General features: G+C 66.3%; 21 protein-coding genes. 11 read left to right on the top strand and 10 right to left on the bottom strand.

The features are described 5' to 3' along the window. Window positions 1–172: 172 nt before the first annotated feature. The 3 genes from LK540_RS12370 to LK540_RS12365 all read right to left on the bottom strand — a co-directional run bounded on the left by LK540_RS12370 (window position 173) and on the right by LK540_RS12365 (window position 4219). Window positions 173–2596 (bottom strand): hypothetical protein, encoded by a 2424-nt coding sequence (locus LK540_RS12370; protein WP_307729175.1) that lies wholly within the window; start codon window positions 2594–2596, stop codon window positions 173–175. A gap of 30 nt (window positions 2597–2626) precedes the next feature. After that, window positions 2627–3433: a patatin-like phospholipase family protein gene (locus tag LK540_RS25345; protein ID WP_307729174.1), complete on the bottom strand. Its 807-nt coding sequence runs from the start codon at window positions 3431–3433 to the stop codon at window positions 2627–2629. 147 nt (window positions 3434–3580) lie between these two features. Then, the gene (locus LK540_RS12365; protein WP_229437604.1) at window positions 3581–4219 is read right to left on the bottom strand and encodes a PhaM family polyhydroxyalkanoate granule multifunctional regulatory protein; all 639 of its coding nucleotides are present in this window, start codon (window positions 4217–4219) and stop codon (window positions 3581–3583) included. 112 nt (window positions 4220–4331) lie between these two features. On the opposite strand from LK540_RS12365, the gene LK540_RS12360 reads away from it, so the two are divergent. Next, the gene (locus LK540_RS12360) at window positions 4332–5462 is read left to right on the top strand and encodes a DUF3108 domain-containing protein (RefSeq protein WP_229437603.1); all 1131 of its coding nucleotides are present in this window, start codon (window positions 4332–4334) and stop codon (window positions 5460–5462) included. Window positions 5463–5464: 2 nt separating this feature from the next. After that, complete coding sequence (locus LK540_RS12355; protein ID WP_229437602.1) at window positions 5465–6211, top strand: DUF3108 domain-containing protein; 747 nt, start codon at window positions 5465–5467, stop codon at window positions 6209–6211. A 50-nt stretch (window positions 6212–6261) separates the two neighbouring features. On the opposite strand, the gene LK540_RS12350 is transcribed toward LK540_RS12355, so the two are convergent. Next, window positions 6262–6450, bottom strand: a complete 189-nt coding sequence (locus tag LK540_RS12350) for a hypothetical protein (RefSeq protein WP_229437601.1) — start codon at window positions 6448–6450, stop codon at window positions 6262–6264. A 370-nt stretch (window positions 6451–6820) separates the two neighbouring features. Here LK540_RS12350 and LK540_RS12345 point away from each other — a divergent pair, with 370 nt between their 5' ends. The 3 genes from LK540_RS12345 to LK540_RS12335 are packed head-to-tail and all read left to right on the top strand — an operon-like array spanning window position 6821 to window position 11714. Then, complete coding sequence (locus LK540_RS12345) at window positions 6821–8188, top strand: hypothetical protein (protein WP_229437600.1); 1368 nt, start codon at window positions 6821–6823, stop codon at window positions 8186–8188. Next, on the top strand, window positions 8181–8885 hold the full coding sequence (locus LK540_RS12340; protein WP_229437599.1) for a hypothetical protein: 705 nt from the start codon (window positions 8181–8183) through the stop codon (window positions 8883–8885). Before LK540_RS12345 ends, LK540_RS12340 begins: the two co-directional genes overlap by 8 nt. A 6-nt stretch (window positions 8886–8891) precedes the next feature. Continuing rightward, on the top strand, window positions 8892–11714 hold the full coding sequence (locus LK540_RS12335) for an ATP-binding protein (protein WP_229437598.1): 2823 nt from the start codon (window positions 8892–8894) through the stop codon (window positions 11712–11714). Between the two features lie 311 nt (window positions 11715–12025). On the opposite strand, the gene LK540_RS12330 is transcribed toward LK540_RS12335, so the two are convergent. Then, window positions 12026–12538, bottom strand: coding sequence for a hypothetical protein (locus LK540_RS12330; protein ID WP_229437597.1), 513 nt, complete (start codon window positions 12536–12538; stop codon window positions 12026–12028). Between the two features lie 134 nt (window positions 12539–12672). On the opposite strand from LK540_RS12330, the gene LK540_RS12325 reads away from it, so the two are divergent. Further along, window positions 12673–12840, top strand: a complete 168-nt coding sequence (locus LK540_RS12325; protein WP_229437596.1) for a hypothetical protein — start codon at window positions 12673–12675, stop codon at window positions 12838–12840. Between the two features lie 43 nt (window positions 12841–12883). Here LK540_RS12325 and LK540_RS12320 read toward each other — a convergent pair whose 3' ends face one another. Both LK540_RS12320 and LK540_RS12315 read right to left on the bottom strand, forming a co-directional pair. Next, entirely contained in the window at window positions 12884–17329 is a 4446-nt protein-coding gene (locus LK540_RS12320) for a translocation/assembly module TamB domain-containing protein (protein WP_229437595.1), read from the bottom strand. Continuing rightward, window positions 17329–19194, bottom strand: coding sequence for an autotransporter assembly complex family protein (locus LK540_RS12315; protein WP_374041357.1), 1866 nt, complete (start codon window positions 19192–19194; stop codon window positions 17329–17331). The genes LK540_RS12320 and LK540_RS12315 overlap by 1 nt, the downstream gene beginning before the upstream one ends. Window positions 19195–19346: 152 nt before the next feature. On the opposite strand from LK540_RS12315, the gene queC reads away from it, so the two are divergent. After that, window positions 19347–20063, top strand: a complete 717-nt coding sequence (queC, locus tag LK540_RS12310; RefSeq protein WP_229437593.1) for a 7-cyano-7-deazaguanine synthase QueC — start codon at window positions 19347–19349, stop codon at window positions 20061–20063. Window positions 20064–20243: 180 nt separating this feature from the next. Here the strand turns inward: queC and LK540_RS12305 are convergent, their stop codons facing one another. Further along, the gene (locus tag LK540_RS12305) at window positions 20244–20618 is read right to left on the bottom strand and encodes a hypothetical protein (protein WP_229437592.1); all 375 of its coding nucleotides are present in this window, start codon (window positions 20616–20618) and stop codon (window positions 20244–20246) included. A gap of 217 nt (window positions 20619–20835) precedes the next feature. On the opposite strand from LK540_RS12305, the gene LK540_RS12300 reads away from it, so the two are divergent. The 3 genes from LK540_RS12300 (at window position 20836) to LK540_RS12290 (ending at window position 22187) form a co-directional block, all read left to right on the top strand. Continuing rightward, window positions 20836–21096, top strand: a complete 261-nt coding sequence (locus LK540_RS12300) for a hypothetical protein (RefSeq protein WP_229437591.1) — start codon at window positions 20836–20838, stop codon at window positions 21094–21096. Between the two features lie 55 nt (window positions 21097–21151). After that, a complete protein-coding gene (locus LK540_RS12295) occupies window positions 21152–21652 on the top strand; it encodes a hypothetical protein (RefSeq protein WP_229437590.1) in 501 nt (166 codons plus the stop codon). A 70-nt stretch (window positions 21653–21722) separates the two neighbouring features. Beyond that, window positions 21723–22187 (top strand): HAD domain-containing protein, encoded by a 465-nt coding sequence (locus LK540_RS12290; RefSeq protein WP_229437589.1) that lies wholly within the window; start codon window positions 21723–21725, stop codon window positions 22185–22187. Window positions 22188–22235: 48 nt separating this feature from the next. On the opposite strand, the gene LK540_RS25250 is transcribed toward LK540_RS12290, so the two are convergent. Then, a complete protein-coding gene (locus LK540_RS25250) occupies window positions 22236–22367 on the bottom strand; it encodes a hypothetical protein (protein ID WP_267498772.1) in 132 nt (43 codons plus the stop codon). Window positions 22368–22382: 15 nt separating this feature from the next. Further along, window positions 22383–22697, bottom strand: a complete 315-nt coding sequence (locus LK540_RS12285) for an EthD family reductase (RefSeq protein WP_229437588.1) — start codon at window positions 22695–22697, stop codon at window positions 22383–22385. Window positions 22698–22896: 199 nt separating this feature from the next. Here LK540_RS12285 and LK540_RS12280 point away from each other — a divergent pair, with 199 nt between their 5' ends. Further along, window positions 22897–24849: a GAF domain-containing protein gene (locus LK540_RS12280; RefSeq protein WP_229437587.1), complete on the top strand. Its 1953-nt coding sequence runs from the start codon at window positions 22897–22899 to the stop codon at window positions 24847–24849. Window positions 24850–24942: the final 93 nt, after the last annotated feature.

Genomic DNA, 24942 nt, shown 5'->3' with positions numbered 1-24942 from the left:
CGTAGTCAGCGGCCGTGATCATTCGCCCCGAAACCTCACCATCATTGGATAAACTGGCGAGACGCATTTGGAAACGCTGCGAACATGCATTAGGCGCGGCGACATCCGGCGCCAACATTGACCATCGTTCCGCGTGGGCACGGGGTGCCCACCGTACGGTCGGCACAACGGGTTACCGGAACTCGTCGCGGCTGCCTGGAGGTTGTGGTGTTGGCACCGGCGCCGCCACCAACCCATGCGCCCCCATCAAATGCGCACACAGCTTCGCCACATCGTGCGACCCATCCGCTCGCTCCGAGGCCGCCGCCGCCGCGGCCAGCGCCGCCTTGGTGATGTGGTACCCCAGCGCCCGGTAACTTTCGAACTGGGCCTCGTTGAACCACTGGTCCGCCGTGCTCTGGTGCGGGTAATCCGGGTGCGCCTTGCGGTAGTTGAGCACATCGGCATTCTCCGAGCCCACGATGGCCGGCTTGATGTACAGGAGCGTGCCATCCACGCCGCCCGCATCCACGTGGCTGTAGCGCACCGTCCCCACCGCGCAGCTGGCGCCGCACAGACTGGTCGAGGGCAGCAGGTCCATCTTCGAGACGTCGATCTCCACGTTCACATGCAAATCGGTGGCGCATTTGCGAATGGCGTTGCCGAGGTCCTCGAAGGCCATGCCGCGGTCGCTGGCGACGTCCACCGCCACGATCAGGCGGCAGCGGCGGCGCACCAGTTCGTAGATGCCGAGGTTCTCGAAGTGGCCGCCGTCCGACAGGTAGACGTAGTTCGCGTCCGCATTCGTCATCCCGAACAGCTCCGCGATCAACGAGAACAGGCCGATCCCCGGCGAGGAATGCGTCCACACGGCCTTGCGCGGGTTCGGGCACCAGCGCCCCAGACGCACGTTAAACATCGTCATCAGGAAGTTCAGCGGCGGCGAGGAGTGGGTGCCCATGTTCGGGCTGGCCGCCGCGCCGGACATCGCCACCGCCATGCCGAGGCGCACCTTGGCGTCGTCGTCGCCGGCGCCGGACTTCGAGGCGTATTCGCGCGTGGGGCGGTAGGCGCCGCGCTGGGCGTCGCGCAGGCCCTGCTTCGGTCCCTGCGCCGGCATCAGCGGCATCTCGAAGCCGCAGTAGCGCGGCGTGAAGGCAAACGAGGCCGCCTTGCGCGTCTGCCAGGCCAGCTCTTCGCCGCTGACCAGGTTCAGCGCCGTGTTCACGATGTGGTAGGGGCGCTGGTCGGCCATGTCGGCCAGCTGCGGGTCGTCTTCCGGGTCGAAGCCGGTGAAGGGGTGCGGCTTGCGCGTGCCGCTGCTGGCGCCGAAGTAGGCGCGCACCAAGCGGTTCCGGTACAGCATGTAGAGCGAGAACTTGTTGATGTCGACGCGCCAGCCGAGCAGCAGCGCGGCGCCGAGGAAGAGCGCGAACGCCAGCAGCAGCGTGGCGCCATCGGTGGCCAGGGTGGCGTTCGCGTGGGCCGCGTACACGCAGGGCAGCGATATGGGCTTCGGGCAGCGCACGTCGGGCATGGCCACGCTGGCCTGCACCAGGGTCGAGAGCAGCATGAACACGCCGACCGTGAAGAAGTAGGGCGCCAGGCGCGCCGCCAGTTCGCGCTTGGCGCAGTTGCTGCCCGGCGCACCGGTGGCGCTGCCGCTGCCAGCCTTTAGCCCGATGATGGTCATCACCAGCCAGCCGGCGGCGGTGCCGGCATTCGCGATCGGCTCGTAGGTCAGCCAGGCCCAGTGCAGCAGGGGCGCGGCAAAGAAGGCGACGCCGAACATGATCACCCAGCCGATCGAGAAGATCGAGGACCAGGCGCCTTGCCGGCTCCACCACTCGCGGCTGGCGTCGCTGTACAGGCGGCCGATCAGGCCGATCATCAGCGTCATCGTCACCGAGAACAGCGTCATCATCAGCGGCATGCCGAAGGTGGACAGCGCGATCGCGTTGTTCAGGATCGGGTGCTGCTGCGGATCGGGCAGCAGGGCCAGGCCGGCCAGCAGCAGCAGGGTGCCGACCGCCAGCGCGCCGATGGCGCAGGCGAAGTGGCTGAAGCCTTCCAGCAGTTCGGCGCGCGAGACGTCAGCCGGAAAGCGGCAGCGCCCCAGTCGCCGTTCCAGCGCCAGCGCCGCGGCGCCGATCAACAGCGCCACCGTCAGCATCGGGATCGCCGGCCAGGCCAGCATGCGTGCGCTCGCAAGCGGCATCAGCTGGACCACGGTGGCCGGCGCAAAGGCCAGCGCCGCCTCCAGCGACACCGCCAGCACCGCACCCGCCCCGGCCAGGCAGATGACGTAGCCGGCATTCCGGTAGGGGCTGGTGCGGTCGTGCGCCAGATACCAGCCGCAAGCCCAGACGATGAAATACACCAACCCCGGCACCAGCAGCCAGGCCAGGCCCCAGCCGGCAAAGCGCACCGGCAGCCCGTCTTCCCAGAGCGCCGGCACCGCACCGCCGTAGCGCCACAGCCCGATGCTGACCAGGAAGCCCGCCGCCAGCAGCGGCAAGTTGATGCATACCAGCACCGCGCCCTGCTCGAGCGGAAAGCGGCGCAGCCCGCGCGAGCTTTCCGGCTTGCTGGAAATGCTGAGGGCAATGCAGAACACGGCGACCAGGAACAGGGCGATGCCGAGCAGCTAGGCGGCATCGGACCAGGCGGCCCAGCGCCCGTCCGGGCCGATGATGCGGTGCACGCCCCAGACCGCAAAGCGCGGCAGCACCAGCAGGGCGCAGAGCCAGGCCACCAGCATCGCCAGGTTCAGGCAGGTGTTGCGCACATAGGTGCCGATCAGGGTCCAGGTGTCGGCGCTGAAAGTGCCGCTCTTCGGCGACAGGTAGTTGCTGTACTGGCGCAGGAACTGGATTTCGGTCGGCTCGCAGGACACGGCCTGGCCGGCGCTGCCCTGCGTGAGCATGGCCTCGACCTGGCGCACGTCGCCGCGCCGCTCGCGGATGCATTTCGACAGCCAGCCGCCAATGAAGCCGCCGCCGGATACGGTCGACAGGTAATCGAAGTCGCGCAGCAGGCGCAGTTCGGCCAGGGCCTGCAGGGCGCCGAGGTTGAAGGTGGCGCTGCGTACCCCGCCGCCCGAGAGCGCCAGGCCGGCGAGGGTGCCATCGTGCGAGCGCTGCAGCAGCGCGCAGCTGGAGGCCGGCATGACCTGCGTGGCGTCGCCGTCCGGTCGCGGGCGCAGCAGGTCGAGTTCGTTCTGGAAGACTTCGCCGAACACGCTGCCGCTGACCGCATCGAGGCGGCGCCAGGTGGCTTCGTCGAGCGGGCCGCTGGCGGCGATGCCCTGCGCCTTGCGGAAGGCGGCAATGGCGCCCGCCAGTTCTTCCAGGGTAGACGCGCAGGGCGGCACGGTGCAGCCGGCGCTCTCCAGCTTGCGGCGCAGGTCGCCTACCTGCTCGGCCGTCAGTTGGGAAAAATCGAGATGGGCCATGTCTTGCCTCCCACAAAGTAAGTGCGGATGGGAAAGCATGGAATGTCAAGCGCCCCAGCCGTACTGATCAGTTCAGCACGGTTGGGGCGCTTGTGATGCCCGTCAAATCAAATGCCGGGCGAACGGCAGGGAGTATTGCCGGAAGACTTAACTTTTATCGGCTTTCGTGCGGGTCGTGCGGGCGCCCATGTCGGTGGGTTCTTTCACAGGCTGTTCCCTGGCGGCCGGCGCTTCCGGCGCGGCGGCGGTGGCGGAACCGTCAGGCGGCATGGCGCTTGCCACGGCCTGGCGGAACTGTTCCTGCAGCAGATTCCACCACGCGACGGCGGCGGGCATCGTGGCGTCTGCGCCAGCTGCTGGCCCCGAGGCCGGGTCGGCGCCGGCGCCCGGCGTGTTGCTGCCCGGTTCCGGCGCGCCGCTGGCGGTGAAGAAAGCGGAGAAGGGCGGCAGCGAGGCGGTCTGGTCGCCACCCTGGCCGGCGTGGCCGCTGAGCGCCTGGGTCATGCTGTCGCTCATCGATTTCAATGCGGCGATGGTGCCGCGCTGCACTTCCATGGCCTGGATCGAGGTGCGCAGCATCGACAGGTTCAGGTTCAGCCAGCTTTCCACGGCCTTCAGGTCGGTGATCCGCTTGTCGAGCTCGTCCGTGGACAGTCCGCCGCCGAGGCTGCCGGCCCCCATGCCCGGCATGCCCATGCCGGGCACGTTCATGCCGCCCCACAGATTCTTTACGAACTCGAGCGTATCCGTCATGCCGGGCACATTCTGCGATGGTGGTTTGAGCATGCTTGGTCTCCGTTGGTTGTTGGCCTAGCGTAGCAGATAAAGGAGGCGGGTTCAAAGGCTGGCGCAAGCTGCTGGACAGCAGGCGTGCACGTGGCCGGGTACACTATGGCCCATGGGTATCGCTTCCTACATTGCCGGACGGCGCCGCGCGCTGGTGCTGGGCACGCTGATCGTGCTGCTGCACGCGCTGCTGTTTGCCTGGATGGGCGGCCATGTGGGCCTGCCGCGCACGATCGCGCCGCCGGCGATGGACATGGTGCAGACGCGTCTGCTGCCGGAACCGGCCGCGCCGCCCCCGCCCGACGCCGCGCCGCTGCCCCAGCCGGCACCGCTGCCGCCGCCGCCCCTGCCCGAACTGCCGCCGCCGCCGCTGCCTGAGCCCGGCCCGGTGCTGGCCGACGACGCCATCGGCCCGCCGGTCGCACCGGGCACGGGCGGTACGGGGGAAGGCATGCCGGCCGCAGGCGAGGCGGCGCCCGCGCTGGCCGCAACGCCCGCGCCCGCACCTGCACCCGCACCCGTGCCCGAGCCTGCGCCGGTTCCCGAACCCCAGCCGGAACCGCGCCGCTACAAGGTCGACATGCCGCCGCCGGCGAAAATGACGATGGACGTGGCGCGCACCGACAAGGACGGCACCCAGTGGAGCGGCGAAGCCCAGCTCGACTGGACCTACCGCGACGACACTTACCACATCAATTTCGAGGCCGGCATCCGCGTCGTGTTCACGCGCGTGAACCTGGCGGTGCTGACCAGCGACGGCGCCGTGGCCGCGACCGGTTTCGCGCCGATCAAGATGACGGAAAAGCGCCGCGGCCGGGCGCTCACCGCCACCCACTTCGACTGGGGCGCCAACAAGATCAGCTTCTCGGCTTCGCAGAAAAGCTTCCCGCTGGCGGCCGGCGCCCAGGACAAGGCTAGTGTTCCATTGCAACTGGCCGCCATCGCGCGCGGGGATGTCGCACAATTGAGCGGCAACATAGACATGCTGGTCGGCGAAGACCGCGACGCCGCCGTGTTCCGCTTCGTCGTGGTCGGGCAGGAAGAAATCGACACCAAGCTCGGCAAGCTGCAAACCTGGCATCTGTCGCGTCCGCCGAAAGAGGGTTCCTACCGCTCGCGCCTGGACGTCTGGCTGGCGCCTGCGCATGGCTGGTATCCGGTGCGGATTCGCAATACGGAGGCCAACGGTGCAGTGACCACGCAAACGGTGAATAATATAGCTTTAAGCGATACAGGAAAGTAATAATGAGAAGCAACCTATTCAAGTGCTCCGCACTGGCGGGCCTGCTGGCGCTGGGCGTCTCGACAGCCATGGCCGCGCCTGCCGCCCCGGTCAAGCGCGCAGTCGAATTGCCGCCCTCGGCCGACCTGGCCTACGACCTGAACGCCCAGCAGAAAAGCATCGGCCTGAAGGGCGACGCCCTGATCACCTGGCGCGCCGGCGAGGGCAAGTACGACGTCAACGTCGAGGCGAAAGTGCAGCTGCTCGGCAAGCTGAACGAATACCGCAGCCAGGGTGCGGTCGACGCCTATGGCCTGGCGCCGGACACCTTTACCGAAAAGCGCTACCGCAAGGATGCGACGACCACCACCTTCGTGCGCGACGAGAATGTGATCAGTTTCAGCGGGGCCAAGCTGCCTTATGTCATGAAGGGCGGCGAACAGGACCGTGCTTCCGTCACCTGGCAGCTGGCCTCGGTGGCGCGCGCGGCCGGCGAAGCGAAGTTCAAGCCGGGCAGCGAATGGACCTTCATCGTGGCCGGGCGGCGCGATGCCGAGCCCTGGACCTTCAAGGTGATCAAGCAGGAAAAGATCCGCACCGGCATGGGCGAACTCGACACCATCCACGTCAAGCGCGAGCCGCGCGACAGCCGCGGCGACAGCGTCGAAGTCTGGCTGGCGCCGGGCCAGGAATGGTATCCGGTGAAGATTCGCTTCGAGGACGAGCGCGACACCATCGACCAGACGGTGAAGAGCATCACGCGCAAATAAAAAAAGCCGGCGTCGCGAAGACGCCGGCTCTTGTCTTGTCAGCTAGCCGATCAGTAATCGTAGCCGCACATGTCGCGCAGGCAAGCCGTGCGTTCCGCGGCGCATTCCGCCGCCGGGGTACCGCCCGCGACGCAGACGCGATAGTCGGACGCGCAGTAGAACTCGCAGCTGGCAAAGGCCGGTGCGGCCGCGGCGCCCAGGCCGATGGCAAACAACAGGGTGGCGATTTTCTTGTTCATCCTCTCTCCTCATCATGATGCAACGGTGTTATTGGTGTGAAGCTGCGCCGTTGCGTCGCAGCGGCTGGGGACCGGGAAGGGGCTCAGGCTCCCGCGGTCGTGCTTAGATTCAACCTCTGCCGTTTGCCTGTCAAACCGGCATGCATATATATGTTTAACTCATAAGAAATCCCCTTTCAGAAGCATTTCTTATAGTTTATACAAGCCGTACGGTATGCCGGATTTTTGTGTCGTTTGTGCAAAACCACACCAGCCGCCGGGGAATATTGCTGCCGATTAAGCTAGCTGAACTGTTATACTGGCGCCCCCCGCGGACACATCGGCTTGCCTGCTCAGGCAGTGCGGTCCGCATGCAGACTGGTATCCCAAGATGATCGACACACAGGCGGCCCTCGCCGCGGAACCCCATGGCATTGCACAGGACGAGCTGGACCCGCTCCAGGTGCATTTCCAGAACGGCATCGCGCCGGACGAAATCGAGCAGGTTTTCCACCTCAAGAAGGCCCAGCCCATGCTGTCGGCCTTTTCGGCGCTGTTCCACGGCAGCCAGGACGGCGTGCTGGTGCGCCTGCTGGTGCTGCGCGAGCTGGCCGCCGACACCGCCAGCTCGGCCTTCTCGCGCGCCGACATCAACCAGAAGCTGGCCTACCTGATCCCGGAAAGCCTGGAAACGGTGCTGAACCGCCTGCGCACCCACGGCCTGCTGGCCTGGGACGCGCCGAGCGCCGTCTACCGCATCACGCCGCTGGCGCGCAACGTGCTGTCCGCGCTCGACACCCTGCTGGCGCTGGGTAAACCCGAGGACGACGAAGCCGAGATGGGCTTCCTGCTGTCCCAGGTGGCCGGCGCCCAGGCGGTCGGCGGCGTGACCGTCGAACAGCTCAAGCATTTGCTGGGCCGCCTGGTCGAACTGACCGAGGAATTCCGCGACGCGATTGCCTCCGGCTCCGAATTCAAGCTGCGCAATTCGCAGGCGAAGTGGCACATGGCCTGCGACTGGGTCGAGAAGGGCTCCGTGATCCTGCGCGCGATTACCTCCGACGAGCGCGCCGATTCGGCCACGCACAAGGCGGCGCAGGCGATCGGCCGCGCGCAGAGCGCCTTGCTCAACATGCAGGGCATGTTCTCGCGCGCCCTGAACCAGATCGAACGCCAGCGCGTACACCTGGGCCAGTCCGGTTTGTCGACCACCGACGTCAAGCGCTGGCTGCTGGCGCACGACGATTTGGCCAGCCTGGCCGAAGGCGCGATCGACCGCCCGGTGGTGCCGCTGTTCGGCACGCCGGCCGAGATGATCGACGTCGCCGAGACCGAACTGCTGGCCGAGCGCGCCGTGGTGGTTGGCCAGAAGGGCCTGCCGAGCGGCCAGGATGCGCCGCTGACCATCGACGACAACCCGGCCATGCAGGCCGAACTCGACGACTGGATCAACAAGCTGGCCGACTTCGCGAACCTCGGCAACTTCCCCGAATTCTCGGACGTCGGCCCGAAAAAGGTCGAGCTGCACGAGTCCCTGCTGCCGGCATCGTTCGCCGTGGCGTCCTACCGCGCTTCCTTGCTGCCGCTGCTGGGCGATGCTTCCGAGGCCAGCCTGCAGGGCGCCACCGCCGAACTGGCGCGCCTGCCGATCAAATTCGAAGCGCGCGACGAAATGGTGGCGCTCGACGACCCGGAAGTGGCCGCCATGTCCTTTGCAACCCTCTCACTAGATCTCGAAAGCGGCACGCCGAATGAATGACGATGCACAAATCCTGATTGCCCGCCTGCTCACGCACCAGACCCTGCGCCGCGACGACAAGATGGTCAAGCGCGCGCTGTCGGACGAGCAGTTCCGCGGCGAAGTCGACAAGCGCCTGCTGGAGTCGGGCCTGAAACTGCTCGACAACGTGTACGCCGACCATGTGACGATCGCCCTGCACCGCAACGTCGAGCCGAAGATCTTCGGCGCCAAGGACATCTGGCAGAACAATAACTTCGGCCTGACGCGCGACGGCGTGGCGCTGCTGGTGGTGCTGTGGGCGCAGATCATCCTGCCCAAGCGCGAGCGCCAGGAAACCCACACCGCCTTTGCCGACGACCAGAGCGACATGTTCGACAAGGACGCGCCGATCCCGCGCGCCGAAGATGCCTCGATCGGCATTTCCTATACCGCGCTGCTGTCGGACTTCGGCGACAAGCTGGGCAAGAAGACGCGCATGGACATGAACCTGGGCGTGCTCTCGAAGCTCGGCTTCATCGAGCGCCGCGGCGACGTGATCCTGGAAGGCCCGCTGCTCGACCTGATGATGGACACCGACCTGCTGAAGGAACGCATCATCAATGGCGCCCTGTCGGACGTGTTCAAGCGCGCGCCGCTGGCCGTGGTGCCGCGCAAGGCCGCCGACGCAGCGAACGACGCCGACCTCGACGCCGAACAACTCGATACCCCGAACTGAGATACCATGTTCCACATCAAATCACTTGAGCTGGTCCACTGGGATTACTGGCAGCGCATCAAGAACATCCCGCTCGACGCCAAGATCATCACCATCGCCGGCCAGAACGGCTCCGGCAAGACCACGCTGCTCGACGCCCTGCGCACCCTGTTCGGCCTCGACTGCTCGATGGGCCGCACGTACAAGCACTATGCGCGCCACTCGGGCCAGCAAAGCGCCTGGCTGCGCGCCGTGGTCGACAACAAGCCGGTCGGGCGCCAGCTGTCGAACCGTCCGTTCCGCCATTCGGGCTTTTTCGCCGACGACGAAGTAACCTTGTTCTGCCAGGTGCAGAAGAACGGCGGCGACTGGAAGCGCCAGTACCTGATGCGACCGGGGAACGTGCAGATCGAGGAAGTCACCGAAGCCTCCGACTGGCTCGGCGTGGAAAACTACAGGAAACGCTTGGCTTCAGCAGGCCTGTCGCCGGCTATGTCCAAGGTGCTGGCCCTGGAGCAGGGCGAGACCGACAAGCTGTGCGAATACGCGCCGCGCCAGCTGCTCGACCTGGTGTTCCAGGTCTTCGGCGACAAGGAAGTGCTGGACGCCTACGACGAAGCCAAGCGCCACCAGCGCGACACCGAGACGGAACTCAAGCGCTTCGAGGCCGAGCTGGAAACCTCGCGCATCAACCTCGAAGGCCTGCGCCTGCGCGTGGCCAACTACCACCAGTGGGAAGACCTGAATAAGGAAAAGGGTAGCCTGCGCGAAGAAGTGCTGCCTAGCCTGGAATACCACGAGGCGCGCGAAAAGGCGGCCGCCATGAGCCGCCACCTGCGCGAGCAGCGCAAACCCATGCTGCAGGCCGACAGCCAGCTGGCCGAGAAGCGCCAGGCGCTGGCCGCCCAGCAGCGCGCGCTGACCGACTCGCAGGCCCAGGAAACCCAGCTCGAGCAGGAAGGCACGGCCCTGGCGTCGCGCCTGACCGCCATCAACCAGAAACTGAAGCCCCTCGAAAACCTGCTGGAGCAGAAGGAACGCCTGCAGAAGCTGTCGGCGGAAGCCGGCGCCGACATGGCGGAAGTGGCCTCCCAGCTGGAAGAAAAGGAAGCCGAGCTGGCGCGCCAGCGCGCCGCGCGCGAAGCGGTATCGAGCAAGATCGCGGTCGAGATGCAGACCATCTCGGCCTTGCAGGGCAAGAGCGCGATGCCGGAGCCGGAAGCCCAGCGCCAGATGCGCCGCGCCCTGCGCGACGAGGGTATTCCGCACGCCATGCTGTCGGACATCGTCGAAGTGACGGATCCGAAGTGGCAGGGGGCGGTCGAGGGTGTGCTCGGCGGTTACGCCTCGGTGGTGCTGCTGGAGCGCGCCAAGGACGCGCCGGCGGCCTACCGCCTGGCCGAAAAAGAACGCTATCGCCACTTCATCGTGCCGGACTGCGTCGAGGCGCCGAAGATGAAGGACGACAGCCTGCTGTCGGTGGTGAACTTCTCGGCTGCCGCGCCGTCGTGGCTGATCGACCAGCTGGCGCGCATCGACCGCGTGGATTCGGTCGATGCCGGCTTCAAGTCGGGCTCGGACGAGTGGATCACGCCGGACGCCTACCACCGCGAACGCCGCGGCGGCCGCTCGCTGTACGTCGAGCCATCGCGCTACCGTTTCGGCGCGGCCGGCAAGACCCAGCGCCTGGAAGCGATCCAGAAGTCGCTCCCGGCGCTGGAAGCGAAGGAAGACGCGCTCACGCTCACGATCAGCAAACTCGCTGCCGAAGTGGGCGGCCTGAAGGCGCGCATCGCCGGCGTCGATGCGGCCAAGGAGCTGGCTGCACGCCAGGCCGAGTTCGAGGAAGCGACGCGTTCGATCGCGCCATTGAAGGCCGAGCGCCTGGAAGTGGGCGCGCGCCTGGGCGAGCTGCAGACGCTGACCAAGAACGCGACAGTCGCGCGCACCCGCGCCGACACCGTGTGGCAGAACGCGCGCATGGCCTTGTCGGAAGCGGAAGCGGGCCTGCGCCTGAACCACCGCCGCCAGATCGAGCAGCGCGCCGAGCACGCCAAGGCGCTGCTGGGCATGCGCCGCGAGTGGCGCACCGTTCCGGCCAACTGGAAGAACCCGGCGCGCCGCGCGGCCCTCGTGGCCCAGCACCAGAACGCGCACCAGGTGAATTTGCGTTTGTCTTCGCTGGAGCACGCACTGGCGCGCGACGACTGGGAGCTGGATGCGACCGTCATCGACCAGTATGCGCGTTTGAACGAGCAGCTCTCGGGCCGCCAATCCGAAACCGAGGAGCGCCGCTACCAGAACAACCGCGCCATCGAAGCCACCGGCAACGCGCGCGGCGCCTACATCGAGCGCCTGCGCTACACGATCAAGACCTACTCGAAGAACATCAAGGAGCTGGGCGAACTGGCCGGCATCGACGTCCAGGCCGACCCGGTGCGCCTCGAGAACGACGACGTGCAGCTGGCGCAAGCCGGCCTGCACGTGCGCTTCAAGTTCGACGGCAAGGACCAGATCGGCATGAACGACGGCGAGGCTTCGGGCGGGCAGCAGGTGATGAAGTCCCTGGTCCTGCTGATTGGCCTGCTCAAGTCGGAAGAGGGCTCGGGCGGGTTTGTCTTCATCGACGAACCGTTTGCGCACCTGGATATTCGCAACATCCAGCTGGTGGGCGAGTTCCTGAAGAACACCGATGCGCAGTATTTGATGACCACGCCGCTGACGCACAATACCGACGTGTACGACCCTTCGGAACTGACGCTCATCACGAGCAAGAAGAAGAAGGACACGCAGTGGGCGCAGCCGATTTTCGTGCTGCAGCGAAGGAAGGAAGAGGCGAAAGCCGCTTGAGTGAAGGGGCCCGGTGGGCCCCTTTTTTGGTGAAAACCCGGTGGGGTTATCGGTGTGCTTCCGGGACGTTGGCGGTTTGCGTGCATATCGACCGGAATGCGGCCGCGTGTATGCGCGCTTCCGCGTGGGCACGGGGTGCCCACCTTACGGTCGCCGTTCCGGATGATAACGGCGGATCGGCCGGTTTTCGTAGGGTGGGCACTCGTGCCCACGCGGTGATGAAGACGCGACCACGGAGCCCACGACAACATCTACGCACATCAACAATCACGCGGCCGCACAAAACAGCAACCACGCGGCCCAACCAGCAATCACGCCAAATCAATCGCCCTGCGCAACTTGCGCCGCCACACCAGCAACCCCACCGAATACGCCAGGAAGTACCCCCCGGTCAGCCCCACGCACAGCATGCTCAGCGGGCTCTCGGTAAACCCCGTCGCCGTCGCCCCCGTCCCCTGCAGCGTGTACAGCTCGAACACCACATACAAAATACGCGCCACCAGCACCATGGCCATCACGATCCCGAGCCGCATCGGCGGCGTGAACCAGTAGCCCTCCTGCGTATCCTCGTAACGCGTGCGGCGCAACCCGAACACGCCCCAGAACACGCCCAGCGCCGTACCCGCCGCCAGCGCCGCCAGTTCCATCGGCCGCGCAATCACCTGCGCCAGCGGCACCAGGATCAAGGCCCCGAACACCAGCACGCCCGTGTAATGGCGCGACATGATCGAGCGCTGGCGCGCCATCTGCGTTTTCAGGCGCGAATAAATGCGCCAGACGAGAATGGGTGTCAGGGCGAGCAGGGCGAGGGTGGTGATGTTCATCGTGGAAGAGTTGGCTGCCGGTTGAGTCGAATCGGGCATTGTAAACGAGGGGAACGGGGCGCGCCGCCAGCGGGACGGCGGCCGCAAACGGCGCATGCTAAGGTAATGGCATCATTATCCAGGAGAGCCCGACCATGATTCCAGCCCTGCCAGTGCCGCTGCGCCTGCACCGTGCCCCGGACCCAGTACCCGTCGAAGAACCGCTGCAAGAACCCTTCGACGCACCGCATCCACACCACACCCCGGTCCACACGCCCCAGAACGAAGACCCGGTCCCCGATCCGAAGCCGAGCCTGCATTAAAGCGTCGAGCGTCTGACAGGCTTCAACAAGATTTGTCAGGCGCTCAGTCGAAGGCCCACGCATACAGCACGTCGAGTGCCGTATTCGTCCCCGTCTGGAACTGCAGCGTCCAGCGCGGATTCAGTTTATAACGCAGGCGCACCAGGCTCGAAGCCGTGGTCGCGCCCTGCTCGAAGCTCAGGTAAGCGCGCGAGGAAATCCGCTTGCCGACCGTGACCACCGTGTTCGCCAGGCCCTCGGCGTCGCCGTTGCGGCCCTGGCCGACACCGAGTTCATCCACGCCCAGCGAGTTGGCCAGCTTCGAGGTGATGCCGCCGGTGCCGCCCTTGCCGCCCAACAGGGCGCCCGCCGCCGCGCTCAGCACGTCCTTCTCGTTGCCGCTCGTGCCTTCCATGCCGTGGCCCAGCACTAGCCACGACAGTTTTTCGGAATCCGGCACCGATGGCGTCGACACCAGCTTCGCCACCGGCGCCTGCGCCGTGCCGGTCACCTGCACGCCGGCTTCGACGTTGGTTTCGCTCAGCTGCGTGCCTTCCGGCTGCTTGCGCACGGCCAGCACGTCGAGCGAGGGGTTGTCGTAGCGGCCGTTGAAGGTTAGCACGCCGCGGTCGATGGTCAGCTTCTGGCCATAGGCCGCATACTGGCCGCTGGCCACGCGGATGGTGCCGTTCACGCGCGGGTCGCCATTGCCCACCATGCGCACGCGTGCGCTGCCGGCCAGGTAGGCGTCGATGCCCAGCCCGCGCAGGTGGAAGTCGTCGCCCAGGTCCGCAGCCAGGTTGATCGTGAGCGGCATTTCCGCTTCCTTCTTCTGCGGCGCGGCTGGCGCGCCGCGGCCCAGCACGATCACGTCCTCGGAAATCGTCGGGCGGCCCTGCGGCGCGAATTCGATCAGGGCGCGGTCGGCCTTGAAGTTGCCGTCGAGGGCGAAGCGCTGGGCATTGCGCACCAGGTTGGCTTCGCCGGAGACGATCACCGTGCGGTCCGGGCGCGACAGCGCTTCCAGCTTGTTCGCCACCAGGCGCAGCTGCATCGCGCCGTCGGTGCCGAAGCGCACCGAGCCGTCGGCGGTGGCATTGCCCTGCACGCCTTCCAGATACAGGCGCTGCAGCACCAGGCGGTCGCCTTCGAGTTGCGAGCGCAGCTGGCCATTACGCAGGCGCACGCCCTGTTCCGGCCAGCGTACGGCGAGGGCGTCGCCGTTCACGGTGCCGTTCAGCGACGGCGTACCGATGGTGCCGCCGGCCGTCAGGTTGGCCTTCAGGCTGCCGTCGAGTTCCAGGTCGCGCTGGCCGGCGAGCGGGGCCAGCCAGGCGATCGAGGCCATGTCGGCCGTGGCCGTCATGCGCAGCGGGCTGTCGGCGTCCACGCGCCCGCCCAGCATCTGCACGGTGCCGTCGACACGGGCACTGCCGGTACGGGTACCGTCGAGCGCCACCTGCGTGCGCAGCGAGCTGCCGGCGACGTCCGCGCGCAGATCGAGCGTGCGCAGGCCCAGGGCCACCGGCACGTCGGCGCCGACAATCGCGTCGCCGCCTTCGCGGAACACGTGCACGCCGCCGGCCAGGGCAGGGGCGGCGCTGCCATTCGCCACACGCATGTCGAGCGACCAGTCCGCACCCAGCGTCAGGTTGCCCTGCACGTTTTCGCGCAGCGCCGGCGAGAACTGGGCGATGTAGTTCAGCGGCACGCCGGCCGCCGCGCCGCGGCTGTTCCAGCGCGGGCCCTGCTTGGTGAGCGAGGCGATGTTGATGGTGCCGGTCGGCAGCTTGATCACGGCGCCGTTAAAGGCGAGCGATTCGGGCGAAGCCAGGCCGGCCACGCCGGCGCCCGGCGCCACGCCGATCTTCAATGGCACCGGCTGGGCCAGGGTCATCGCATAGCGGCCCTTGTTCTGCAGGGTGGCCAGGGTGCCGTTCCAGGCATTCCCGCTCCAGCCGCCGCGCACTTCGACCAGGGCGTCGAAGTCGTCGCTGCGACCGGCTGCGCGCAGGGTGTGCGATGCGCGGGTGCCGCCCGTTTGCAGGCTGGCGGCGGCGATGCGCGTGTCGCCGTTCGCGTAATCGAGCACCTGGATGTCGCTCACCAGCGGGTCGGCGCCGCCACGGCCCGAGCCGAGATTGGCGCTGGCGCGCAGCGAACGCACCGTGTGGGTGCCAAGGAATTTGAGGTTCTGGCCTTCCAGCGCGGCGGTGAGCGAAGGCGTTTCCATGGTGCCGGTCAGGGTGCCGTTGCCGCGCAGGGCGCCGCCGAAGTCGGGGCCGAGGGCAGCCAGCTGGCCGGCGTCGATGCGCCAGTCGAGCTGGTCGCGCCCGGCGCCGAAGCTGCCCTTGGCCGCGATTACGTTCGGGCCGATGTGCAGATCGACGTCGGTGTTCGAGATGTGGCGGCGGTCGGCGTTCAGGCGCGCATAGCCCCAGAACGGCGACTTCGACAGGGTCGAGTCTTCGACTTTCAGGTCAAGTGCACCGCGCCAGTCGGCGCCGGAACGGCCGCTGGCAGCAAAGCTGCCGTTGATGCTGCCCGGGAGCGGGCTGCCGAAGGCGGCCGGGTTGAAGCGGCTCATGCTGCCGTTCGCCTTGACCTCGACGAAGCGCGCGTCTTCGCTGCCGGCGAGCCAGGCTTCGCCGCTCACGCGCAGCTTGCCGTCGTTGGCCTTGCGCTGGGCCGCGACCCAGCCCAGGCCATTCGCATCGACCTCGAAGGTGGTGCGCGGCGCCTGCATGGTGCCGGTGACGACGCCGCTGGCGTTTACGGCGCCATACAAGTCGGCGCGCAGGGCGGCCAGCTGGCGGCCATCGAGGCGCCAGTTGAGTTTTTCGCCGGGCGCACCAAAGGCGCCGTTCAGATCGACCTTGTTCTGGCCGAGGGCGATCGTCGCATCCACGCCGCTCACGTGCTTGGCGTCGGCGGCGAGCTTGCCGCGCCCGGACAGCGGCTGGTCGAACAGGCGGCTCGGACGCAGGGCGAAGTCGGTGTTCACTTTCCACTCGGGCGCCAGCACGCCGGCGGCGGTGATGTCGGCATTCAGGTCGGCTTGCGGATAGTCGCCCAGCGCGGCCGGGTTGAAGCGGCTGGCGTTGGCTTTCACGTTGAATGCTTTGTCGTCGGCCAGCTTGGCGTTGCCGGTGACGGTGATCACGCCCTTGCCGGCCAGCAGGCGCGCTTCTTCGATGTCGACGACGTTGTTTTCGAGCTTGGCGCGCGCAGCCAGGCGCAGGCCGGCGTCGACCAGGTTCAGGTTCAGCGACTGCACGTTGCCGGCGTTGGCCACGGCGATGTCGCCGGCGATTTTGGTCGGCTTCATGCTGCCGTGGATCTGCTTCAGGTCCAGGCGGTCGGTGTGCAGGGCGAAGTTGGCGGTGCCGATTCCCTCTTCATCTTCGCCGCGCTGCACGCTGCCGCTGCCGGTAAAGCTGCCGGCGCCGCCCAGGTCGACCAGCACGTCGGAAATCTTCATCGCATCCAGGTTGCCGCCCAGTGCGCCGCGCATCGCGCGCAGCGGCAGGCGTTGCTGGTCGATGGTGCCCGTCGCGCCGTCATTTACCAGATTGACGCTGCCGGAGATGTTGCGCTTGTCGTCCAGGCTGGCTTTGACCACCAGGTTCAGGTCGGCCGTCGGCAGTTCGGGATTGAAGAAGCCGGGGTCGATGTTCTTCGCGTTCAGGTCCATGCTGCGCAGCGGGATCTCGGCGAAGGGCGACAGCGCGATGCGCGCCTGGCCGCCGGCGCGCCCGGCCGAACCGGATGCGTCGAGCTGGGTCAGGTTGAGGTCGCCGCCGGCGTGCAGTTTCAGTTGCGCCGGGGTGGCGCCGCCGGTTGGCGTGCCGGACAGGCTGGCGTTGGCATCGAGCTTGAACGGACGCTGGGCGCCGATGCTGCCGCCTGCCGCCAACTGGCCCCATGGCGTCGTGGCGACGGCGTCGCTGAGCTGCCATTTGACCTTATCGCCATGCAGGCGCAGGCGGATGTTCGAGATTTCGGTATTCCCGCCCTTGCTGACGAACGTGGCTTTCGCCAGGCGCGCATCGTCGAGCGCGATCTTGAACGGCGCTTCGAGCGTGGCCGGCATGGTGGTCGGCTCCTCCGACTCGCGCAGGGTCTCCATGCGCAAATCGGCCGCGTGGAGTTTACTGATCTCGATGCCGCGCGACAGCAGCTGGCGCGGCGACCAGTCGATGTCGATATTCGTGGCGATCACCAGCTGCTCGTCGGTGCGCCAGACCAGGCGATCGATGTGCATGGCGCCGTAGATCGAGCCGCGGATGCCGGTCATGGTCAACTTGCCGTCGGTGGCGCGCGCGGCGCGCTCGGCGATCATCTGCAGCGTGGTTTCGCGGCCCAGGTACCAGGCGGCGCTGCCGACCAGCACGCCGGTGACGACCAGGCCGATGGCCACGCGGCGCGGCCAACGGCGCTGCTTGGGCAAGGGCGCCTGCGGCGGTTGCGCTTGCGCGGAAGGGGTGGAGTTGTTGTCGACGCTGTCCATCAGAAGGTAAATCCAAGTGAGAAGTGCAGGCGCGCCTTTTTGACGGCGTGGCCATAGGCGACGTCGACGTTGATCGGGCCGACCGGGCTGCGCCAGCGCGCGCCCACGCCGTAGCCCGACTTCGGATGCAGGTCGCTGAACTTGTCGCCGGCATTGCCGGCATCGTAGAACACGGCCACGCCCCAGGGTGGGCGGAACCAGTACTGGTACTCGGCGCCGGCGGTAAGCAGGTAGCGCCCGCCGACGATGGCGTTGCCTTCCTGCACGCCGAGCTGCTGGTAGCCGTAGCCGCGCACCGACTGGTCGCCGCCGGCACGGAACAGGAAGCTGCTCGGCACGCCGTCCTTGTCCTTCGAGAAGACGGCGCCGGCTTCGCCGCGCAGGATCAGGGTGCCGGTTTCGCCGACCGGGCGGTAATACACGCCGCGCGTGTAGCCGCGGATGAATTTTTCGTCGGTCAGCAGCGGCAGCGGCGCCACGCCGACCTGCCAGTTCAGCGCATAGCCGCGCGTCGGCTGCAGCAAATTGTCGAGCTTGCGGCGCGTGACGTTGTAGGTGAGCGGAATGCTGCGCGAGTAGGTGGTGTCGAGGCCGGCGACTTCGCGCTTCTCGGCCAGCACCTCCAGGGTCAGGCTGCGTTCGAGTTCCGGCGTGCCCCAGGCGCGGCGCGCGGCCACGCTGGCGGTGGTGGTAATTTCGCCGCGCACGTCTTCGCGCTCGACGCCGCCGCCGACGCTGTCGTTGTAGCCGTCGGGCGTGGTCGGCCAGTAGAAATCGGCGCGTGCGCTCTGGCGCTTCTGTTCGTAGATGACGTCGCTCTTCATGCGCTTGCCGAACACGTTCAGGTCGTCGTAGCCGATCTGGGCGCGGGCGCCGGTGTCGGTCGAGAAGCCGAGGCCGACTTCGACGTTCTTCTGTTTGTTTTCGGTCACGCGCACCAGCACCGGCAGCACGGTCGGGCCGGGAGCAGGGGGCTTGACGCCGGTGGCGGCCTGGCCGGGGACGGCAGGCGCGTTCGGGTCGGCGGCCTGGGCAGTGGCCGACGGCGCCGGCGCATCCGGATCGTTGTCTTCCTTGATGTCCTGGATCTCGGCGTTGAGTACGGCGCGCATGTCGGCGCTCACTTCCACGGTCGAGAAGTAGCCGGTTTCCTGCAGGCGCGATTGCAGCGCCTGCAGCGCCGTTTCGCTGTATTCGTCGCCCGGCCTGATCTTGTTCAGGTTGGTAATCACGGTGGACGGATAGCGCTTCAGGCCGCGGATGCGCAGCTCGCCGAAGCGCATTTCCGGGCCGCTGTCCATCACCACGCGCAGCGAGGCCTTGCGGGTTTCCGGGTCGACGGTGGCACTGGTTTCCACCAGCTGCGCGCGCGGGAAGCGCGACTGCACGACTTCGCGCAGCAGGTCGCGCTTGGCGCCCTCCCAGTCGGCCTGGCGGAAGCGCGCGCCGACCGGCAGCGACCAGCGGTTGCGCAGGGCCGCGGCGTCGTAGGGCGCGCCGCCTTGTTCGAAGGGCACGAAGCCTTGCAGCACCAGGTCGATGTCGCTCACCAGGGTCGGCTCGCCGGGTTCGACGATGACGCGCGCCACCGGCGTGCCGCCGCTCGTGTCGAGGCCGGCGGACACTTGCGGCGAGTAATAGCCTTCGGTGGCGATCAGGGCCTTGGCTTGCTCGGGCGTGTCGCGCACCAGGCGCTGGAGTTGTTCGAGGTCCACGCGCGCGTTGCCGCGCCAGCGCAGCAGGTCGAGGTTATCCTCGAGCAAGTCGTCGAGCTGGCGGGGTGCGTCGATGCGCACGTTGTAATTGATGCCCTGGGTCTGGGCAGTGGCGGCCTGGGCGCCAAGCACGGCGTACACGGACAGCACGATTTGTGCCAAAATCCGCAATCGCCGTGGCGCCGCTACGGTCCGCTGGGATGGTGCGAGGACCATGTCTCTCCATTCAGTGTCAATGCTGAGGTCATCTTAACGGAATTGCAAAAATGCTGGCGAACGATTAACTAGCCAAGAATCCACACATGCTGCCTCCCGATACCGCCCTCGTCCTCTTCAGTGGCGGGCAAGATTCCACCACCTGCCTGGCCTGGGCCCTGCAACGTTACCAACGCGTCGAGACCATCGGCTTCGATTATGGCCAGCGCCACGCCATCGAACTCGAGGTCCGTCCAAACGTGCTGCAAAAGATGCGCGCGCTCTCGCCCGAATGGGATGCGCACCTGGGCGAAGACCACATGATCGACCTCGGGCTGATCGGCAAGATTTCCGATACGGCGCTGACGAGCAATGTGGCGATCGAGATGCAGGCGAACGGCTTGCCGAATACCTTCGTTCCCGGCCGGAATTTGATGTTCATGATGGTGGCAGCCACCGTCGCTTACCGCCGCGGCCTGAACGTGCTGGTGGGCGGCATGTGCGAGACCGATTTCTCGGGCTATCCGGATTGCCGTGACGACACGATGAAGGCGCTGCAGGTGGCGCTGAACCTGGGCATGGCCACGCGCACCAAGGTCGAGACGCCGCTGATGTGGATCGACAAGAAGCAGACCTGGGAACTGGCGGAGCAGGCCGGCGGGCAGGCCCTAGTGGATCTGGTGCGCTTCGAAACCCACACCTGCTACCTGGGCGAGCGCGGTGCGCGCCACGACTGGGGCTATGGCTGCGGCACTTGCCCGGCCTGCGCGCTGCGGGCACGGGGGTATGAGCAGTACGCGGCCGAGAAAGCGGTACGCGAATAAACGAAAAGGCGCCGATATGGCGCCTTTGCATTTCGTAGGGTGGACACCTGTGTCCACGCTGTCTCATCATTTGATGGAATGCGCTGTCGAAAAATCGTTTGCGCATGCAAACCTTTATTTGCATGCGCAACCACGTTTCAGCTGCCGTACCGCGTGGACACAGGTGTCCACCCTACAAAATCACACGGCCTGCGCATGCACCACGCGGTTCTTGCGCGACCGGCTCACCAGATACCACACCAGCACCAGCGCCAGCAGCGGCAGCATGAAGGGCACGATGGCCGCTGCCACCGCCACGCCGGCCACACCGAGCGCCGCCAGCAGCACCACGCCGACGCCGGCAAACACCACTGCCAGCACCACGCCCACCACGACCGCCACCACCACGCCGAGGATCGCCCCACCAGCCCCGAACAGCAGCGCCAGCGCGGCGCCAATCGGGCCGTCGACCGTGTCGCCGTCGATATGGAAGGTGGCATCGCCAAAGCTGAACAGCAGGTCCCAGAGCAGCAGCGCGCACAGGATCAGGACGATGTAGGGGACGATTTTTTTCATGGTGTTCTCCTCATGAGGTCAGGTGGTATGGCTCCACTGTAGGCCTCTGTCCGGGGCGCCGCGAGCGGCCTGCGACAAACGGCAGGTTTGACGGGCCGGAGTGCGGCAAAGGACGATAAACGCGAACGATCGCTTAAGCGTTACCTCAGTCTTTTGACCTTGCATTGCGCGGCTCGCCACCTATACTGACAGCCTGCTTTTGTTGTAGGAGGGCCTCATGCATCCTCTCAGCACCATGATGAACTCGCCGTACCGCCAGGCCTGGGCGGGGGGAGGGCCGAAGGGACCGCCATCGGCGCCGCCTACCATTCCGCCCATCATCATCAACCCGTTCAATCGCGAAGCGCCGCGCCAGCCGAACATCGACCCGCTGCGCACGCCCTTGCCGCCGCCGGTCCGTCCGCCGCGCCTGCCCGGCATGCGCATCCGTGCAAAAGATGCGCCCGGCAAGCGCGATCGGCCGCACCCCCTCGCCTGATTTCCTCTATGATCTTGCTTTGGGCGCGAGCCCGGCAAGATGGAAGCAGCGAGCAATGAATGACGATGTAAACGACCTGGAAACGGGCGACGACGACGCGCCGGTACAAGAGCCGCGCCTGTGGCAAGGCAACGGCTGGACCGCGAAGGTGATCAAGAACGAAGACGACGAAGGCTGGGCGGTCGCCATGTACAAGGATGGCGAGCGCGAGCCGGCGCTGGTCGGTCCCTGGACCATGGGCCGCGACAAGAAGAACCCGAAGCCGCTCGACGTCAACGCCTTTAATACGCTGATCAAGACGGCCTCGGAAGTCATCCGCCGCCACGAGCAGCATTTGCACGCGATGCTGCACAAGAGCACCGTGGTCTCGACCGAAGGAGGCGAGCTGAAGGTAACGCTCGACATAGTCCCAGACGATGACGATCCGTACGCGATGCTGGCCGCCACCGACGAGATGGGCGAGGAAGTGGCCAAGGTGCGCGTGGCGCCGACCTTCAAGCTGACCCCGGCGTCGGCCCTGGCCTGGATCGAGAACGATTTCCGCGCCCCGCGCTGAGCCGTCCGGCAGCGTAGGAGAATACGCGACCAGCCCGAACGATCCGGGCGGCATCTTGTGGAGCGGCCGGATGATTCTATTCCTGGACTTCGATGGCGTGCTCCACCCTTATCCCCTCGGGCGCGCCGGCAAGCCTCTTTCGGCCTTGCCGCGGCTCTGGCAGATCCTCGATGCGGTTCCCGAGCTGTCCGTCGTTATCTCGTCCACGTGGCGCGAAGAATACTCGCTCGCCGAGTTGGCTGGATGGCTGACGGCAGGCGGGGGAGAGCGTTTCGCGGCGCGTTTCATCGGCGTGACGCCGATCATGGACAGCCCTGACGACTACGTGCCGGGCATACGCCAACGGGAAATCGAAGCATGGCTGGCGGCACACCATGCCATGGAGCAACCGTATGTAATCGTGGACGACATGGAAGCCTACTTCGATGTGTCTTGCGAACACCTTTATCTGGTCGATGCAGGCACCGGACTGACGCCGGCCGATGCGGACAGGATCGTTGCGCGTTGCGCCGCCCTGAAGCGCAACGCCAGCTGACACGCCATCGCCCGGCAGCGGCACAACGGGCAGCTGGCGTGCCGCATGCTACGCGGCGCTATCGTCGGCGAGATACTGTTCGAGTTGTTTTTCGAACTTCCTGCGATCGCTCGCGTTGACATACAGAACCCAGCCGAGGCCAAGGACCGCAAGAACCGATAGCAGGGCGGCGGCGAGCATGGCGGTCTGGCCGACTCAACCCACCAGCACTTCGCTGATCTGGATCACCGGCTTCTGGTTGGTGTAGTTCGGGATGTCGGCCATGATTTGCTTCGTATGCGGACCGAACCCGGCCTGGAAAGCTTCGACCGACTCGCAGAACAGATGGCCCATGGCGATATAGGGCGCGTTCGCATCGGACGCGCTTGATGCAAGCGCCCGGTCGACGGAATAGGACTTGCAATGCTCGCCCATCAGCTCCTTGACCATCGGCATGTGCTTGTCCCGGTAATACGCCTCGTCGAAATGGGCGTCGGGGCCGTTCGGGTACATTACGCTCACCTTGATCATGCTCGGTCTCCTTGTTGGTTGGGCTGAGGTGAGCCCATCCTGCTCCCTTGCTCGGCACTTTGCAAGTTCAGCACGCGCGTTGTCTTTCTGCCGCGTACAGGCGGCCGCATTCCCAAAGAGCTATTTGCCAAGGCAAACTACTGCTAATATTTCCTTAGTGCATCACTTGGCGGTCATTAGTTCAGCATAAGGGGAAACCATGGAACGTCTCGACCGGCTGGAAGCGGTCCAGTCAATGCTGCTTGAAATCGGGCAGACCTCGACCAGTTGCAGCGACATCACCGAATTCATCCGCGCCGTGCACCGCGCGCTGGGCCGCATCATGTACGCGGCCAATTTCTATGTGGCCTTGTCCGACCGTGACGAAGGCACGGTGCGCTTCGTCTACTTCGTCGACGAATCCGACGAGGGCCCCGAGCTGAACCAGCCAGTGCGCCTGGCGTCGCCCGACGAGTCGCCCACTGCCTGGGTCATCCTGAATGGCCGCAACCTGGTGGTCACGGCCGACGATTTCCATGCCCGCGAACGCGAAGGATCGAGCTTCGGCGCCGGCAGCGCGGCCGAGCACTGGATGGGCTGCCCGCTGCTCGACCAGCAGCACCTGCCGCTGGGCGCCATCGTGATCCAGAGCTATACCCCCGAACACACCTACAGCGACGAAGACCAGGCCCTGTTCGCGGTCATCGCCAACCACGTGTCGGTAGCGCTGCAGAGCCTGCAAAGCATGGACCGCCTCGAGCGCGCCGTGCAGGAACGCACCGCGCGCCTGGCGCACGAGGTGGCCGAGCGGCGCCGCGCCGAGCAGGTGCAGCACGCGCTGTACCAGATCGCCGATCTGTCGGCCAGTGCGCTCGACACCGACACGCTGACCGCCAGCCTGCACCGCATCATCGGCGAACTGATGGTGGCGGAGAATTTCCTGATCGGCCTGTATCACCCGGAAACCCAGGACTTCAGCATTCCGTATTTCGTCGACCAGAAGGACAGCGAGGCGCCGGTCAAGCGCTTCCCCTACGGCAAGGCGATGTGCTCCTACCTGCTGCACTCGAAGCAGGCGCAATTGCACGATGCCGGCAGCTTTGCGCGCCTGGTGGCCAGCGGACAGGTCAGGGAGCCGCTGGGCAACGTCGACATCGCCAGCTGGATGGGGGCGCCGATGCTGGTGCACGACAAGCCGCAGGGCGTGCTGATCGTGCAGAGCTACGACCCGTCCGTGGTCTACACCAAGGCCGACCTCGACTTGCTCGCCTTCATGGCCAGCCATGTGGCGGTGGCGATCGCGCGCATGCAGGCCGACCGCAAGCTGCGCGCCACCAAGGAACAGCTGGAAGAGCAGAATGCGGCCCTGAACACGGCGCTTACGCAATTGCAGCAGGCGCAGGGCGAGCTGGTGCGCCAGGAAAAGCTGGCCTCGCTGGGCGGCCTGGTGGCGGGCGTGGCCCACGAGATCAATACGCCGCTGGGCATTTGCGTGACGGCCACCAGCCACCTGGTGGAAGAGCTGCGCCTCACGCGCGAAGAGCTGGCCAATGGCGAGATGACCGAGGATAGCCTGGGCAATTTCTTCGACATCGTCGACCAGTCGCTGCGCATCATGACCACCAACACCCAGCGCGCGGCGGCCCTGGTGCGTTCATTCAAGCAGGTTGCGGTGGACCAGTCCTCGGGCGACATCCGCAGTTTTAACCTACGCAATTACCTGAACGAAGTGCTGCTCTCGCTGCAGCCCAAGCTCAAAGGACGGCCTGTGCAGGTGGAGGTCGATTGCGCGCACGACCTGGTGCTGGACAGTTATCCGGGCGCCGTGTCGCAGATCGTCACCAACATGGTGGTGAACTCGCTCGTGCATGGCTTCGAGCGCGAGCAGGCCGGCAAGATCGCGATCCGTGCGGTGCTCGATGGCGAGACGGTCACGCTCACCTACGCCGACGATGGCGCCGGCATGGACCGGGAGTCGCTCGACAAACTGTTCGATCCCTTCTTCACCACCAAGCGCGGCAGCGGCGGCAGCGGACTGGGGGCGCACATCCTGTTCAACCTGGTAACCGGGGCGCTGGGCGGGACGGTGCACGTGGACAGCATGCCGGGGCAGGGGCTGCGTTACGAATTGCGTTTCCCGCGCAGCATGCGGGCGGAGAAGCTGGCGGCGTGAACCTGTTCCGCAAAAAAACAGCTTACACTGACTCCTGTGGCTGACCTGGCGGGTTCGCGATCGACCCGCTGGATGCATACAGCCGATAACGGA

Source organism: Massilia sp. IC2-278, assembly GCF_020708045.1.
GTDB lineage: Bacteria > Pseudomonadota > Gammaproteobacteria > Burkholderiales > Burkholderiaceae_D > Telluria.
The sequence above is the reverse complement of the archived record's forward strand: the minus strand, read 5'-3'. Positions and strand labels throughout refer to the sequence as shown.

Bases quoted from the DNA above. Each gene is read 5' to 3' on its own strand.
- LK540_RS25345 (WP_307729174.1), bottom strand. From the start codon at position 3,433: ATGGCCCATCTCGATTTTTCCCAACTGACGGCCGAGCAGGTAGGCGAC.
- LK540_RS12365 (WP_229437604.1), bottom strand. From the start codon at position 4,219: ATGCTCAAACCACCATCGCAGAATGTGCCCGGCATGACGGATACGCTC.
- LK540_RS12360 (WP_229437603.1), top strand. From the start codon at position 4,332: ATGGGTATCGCTTCCTACATTGCCGGACGGCGCCGCGCGCTGGTGCTG.
- LK540_RS12355 (WP_229437602.1), top strand. From the start codon at position 5,465: ATGAGAAGCAACCTATTCAAGTGCTCCGCACTGGCGGGCCTGCTGGCG.
- LK540_RS12350 (WP_229437601.1), bottom strand. From the start codon at position 6,450: ATGAACAAGAAAATCGCCACCCTGTTGTTTGCCATCGGCCTGGGCGCC.
- LK540_RS12345 (WP_229437600.1), top strand. From the start codon at position 6,821: ATGATCGACACACAGGCGGCCCTCGCCGCGGAACCCCATGGCATTGCA.
- LK540_RS12340 (WP_229437599.1), top strand. From the start codon at position 8,181: ATGAATGACGATGCACAAATCCTGATTGCCCGCCTGCTCACGCACCAG.
- LK540_RS12335 (WP_229437598.1), top strand. From the start codon at position 8,892: ATGTTCCACATCAAATCACTTGAGCTGGTCCACTGGGATTACTGGCAG.
- LK540_RS12330 (WP_229437597.1), bottom strand. From the start codon at position 12,538: ATGAACATCACCACCCTCGCCCTGCTCGCCCTGACACCCATTCTCGTC.
- LK540_RS12325 (WP_229437596.1), top strand. From the start codon at position 12,673: ATGATTCCAGCCCTGCCAGTGCCGCTGCGCCTGCACCGTGCCCCGGAC.
- LK540_RS12320 (WP_229437595.1), bottom strand. From the start codon at position 17,329: ATGGACAGCGTCGACAACAACTCCACCCCTTCCGCGCAAGCGCAACCG.
- queC (WP_229437593.1), top strand. From the start codon at position 19,347: ATGCTGCCTCCCGATACCGCCCTCGTCCTCTTCAGTGGCGGGCAAGAT.
- LK540_RS12305 (WP_229437592.1), bottom strand. From the start codon at position 20,618: ATGAAAAAAATCGTCCCCTACATCGTCCTGATCCTGTGCGCGCTGCTG.
- LK540_RS12300 (WP_229437591.1), top strand. From the start codon at position 20,836: ATGCATCCTCTCAGCACCATGATGAACTCGCCGTACCGCCAGGCCTGG.
- LK540_RS12295 (WP_229437590.1), top strand. From the start codon at position 21,152: ATGAATGACGATGTAAACGACCTGGAAACGGGCGACGACGACGCGCCG.
- LK540_RS12290 (WP_229437589.1), top strand. From the start codon at position 21,723: ATGATTCTATTCCTGGACTTCGATGGCGTGCTCCACCCTTATCCCCTC.
- LK540_RS25250 (WP_267498772.1), bottom strand. From the start codon at position 22,367: ATGCTCGCCGCCGCCCTGCTATCGGTTCTTGCGGTCCTTGGCCTCGGC.
- LK540_RS12285 (WP_229437588.1), bottom strand. From the start codon at position 22,697: ATGATCAAGGTGAGCGTAATGTACCCGAACGGCCCCGACGCCCATTTC.
- LK540_RS12280 (WP_229437587.1), top strand. From the start codon at position 22,897: ATGGAACGTCTCGACCGGCTGGAAGCGGTCCAGTCAATGCTGCTTGAA.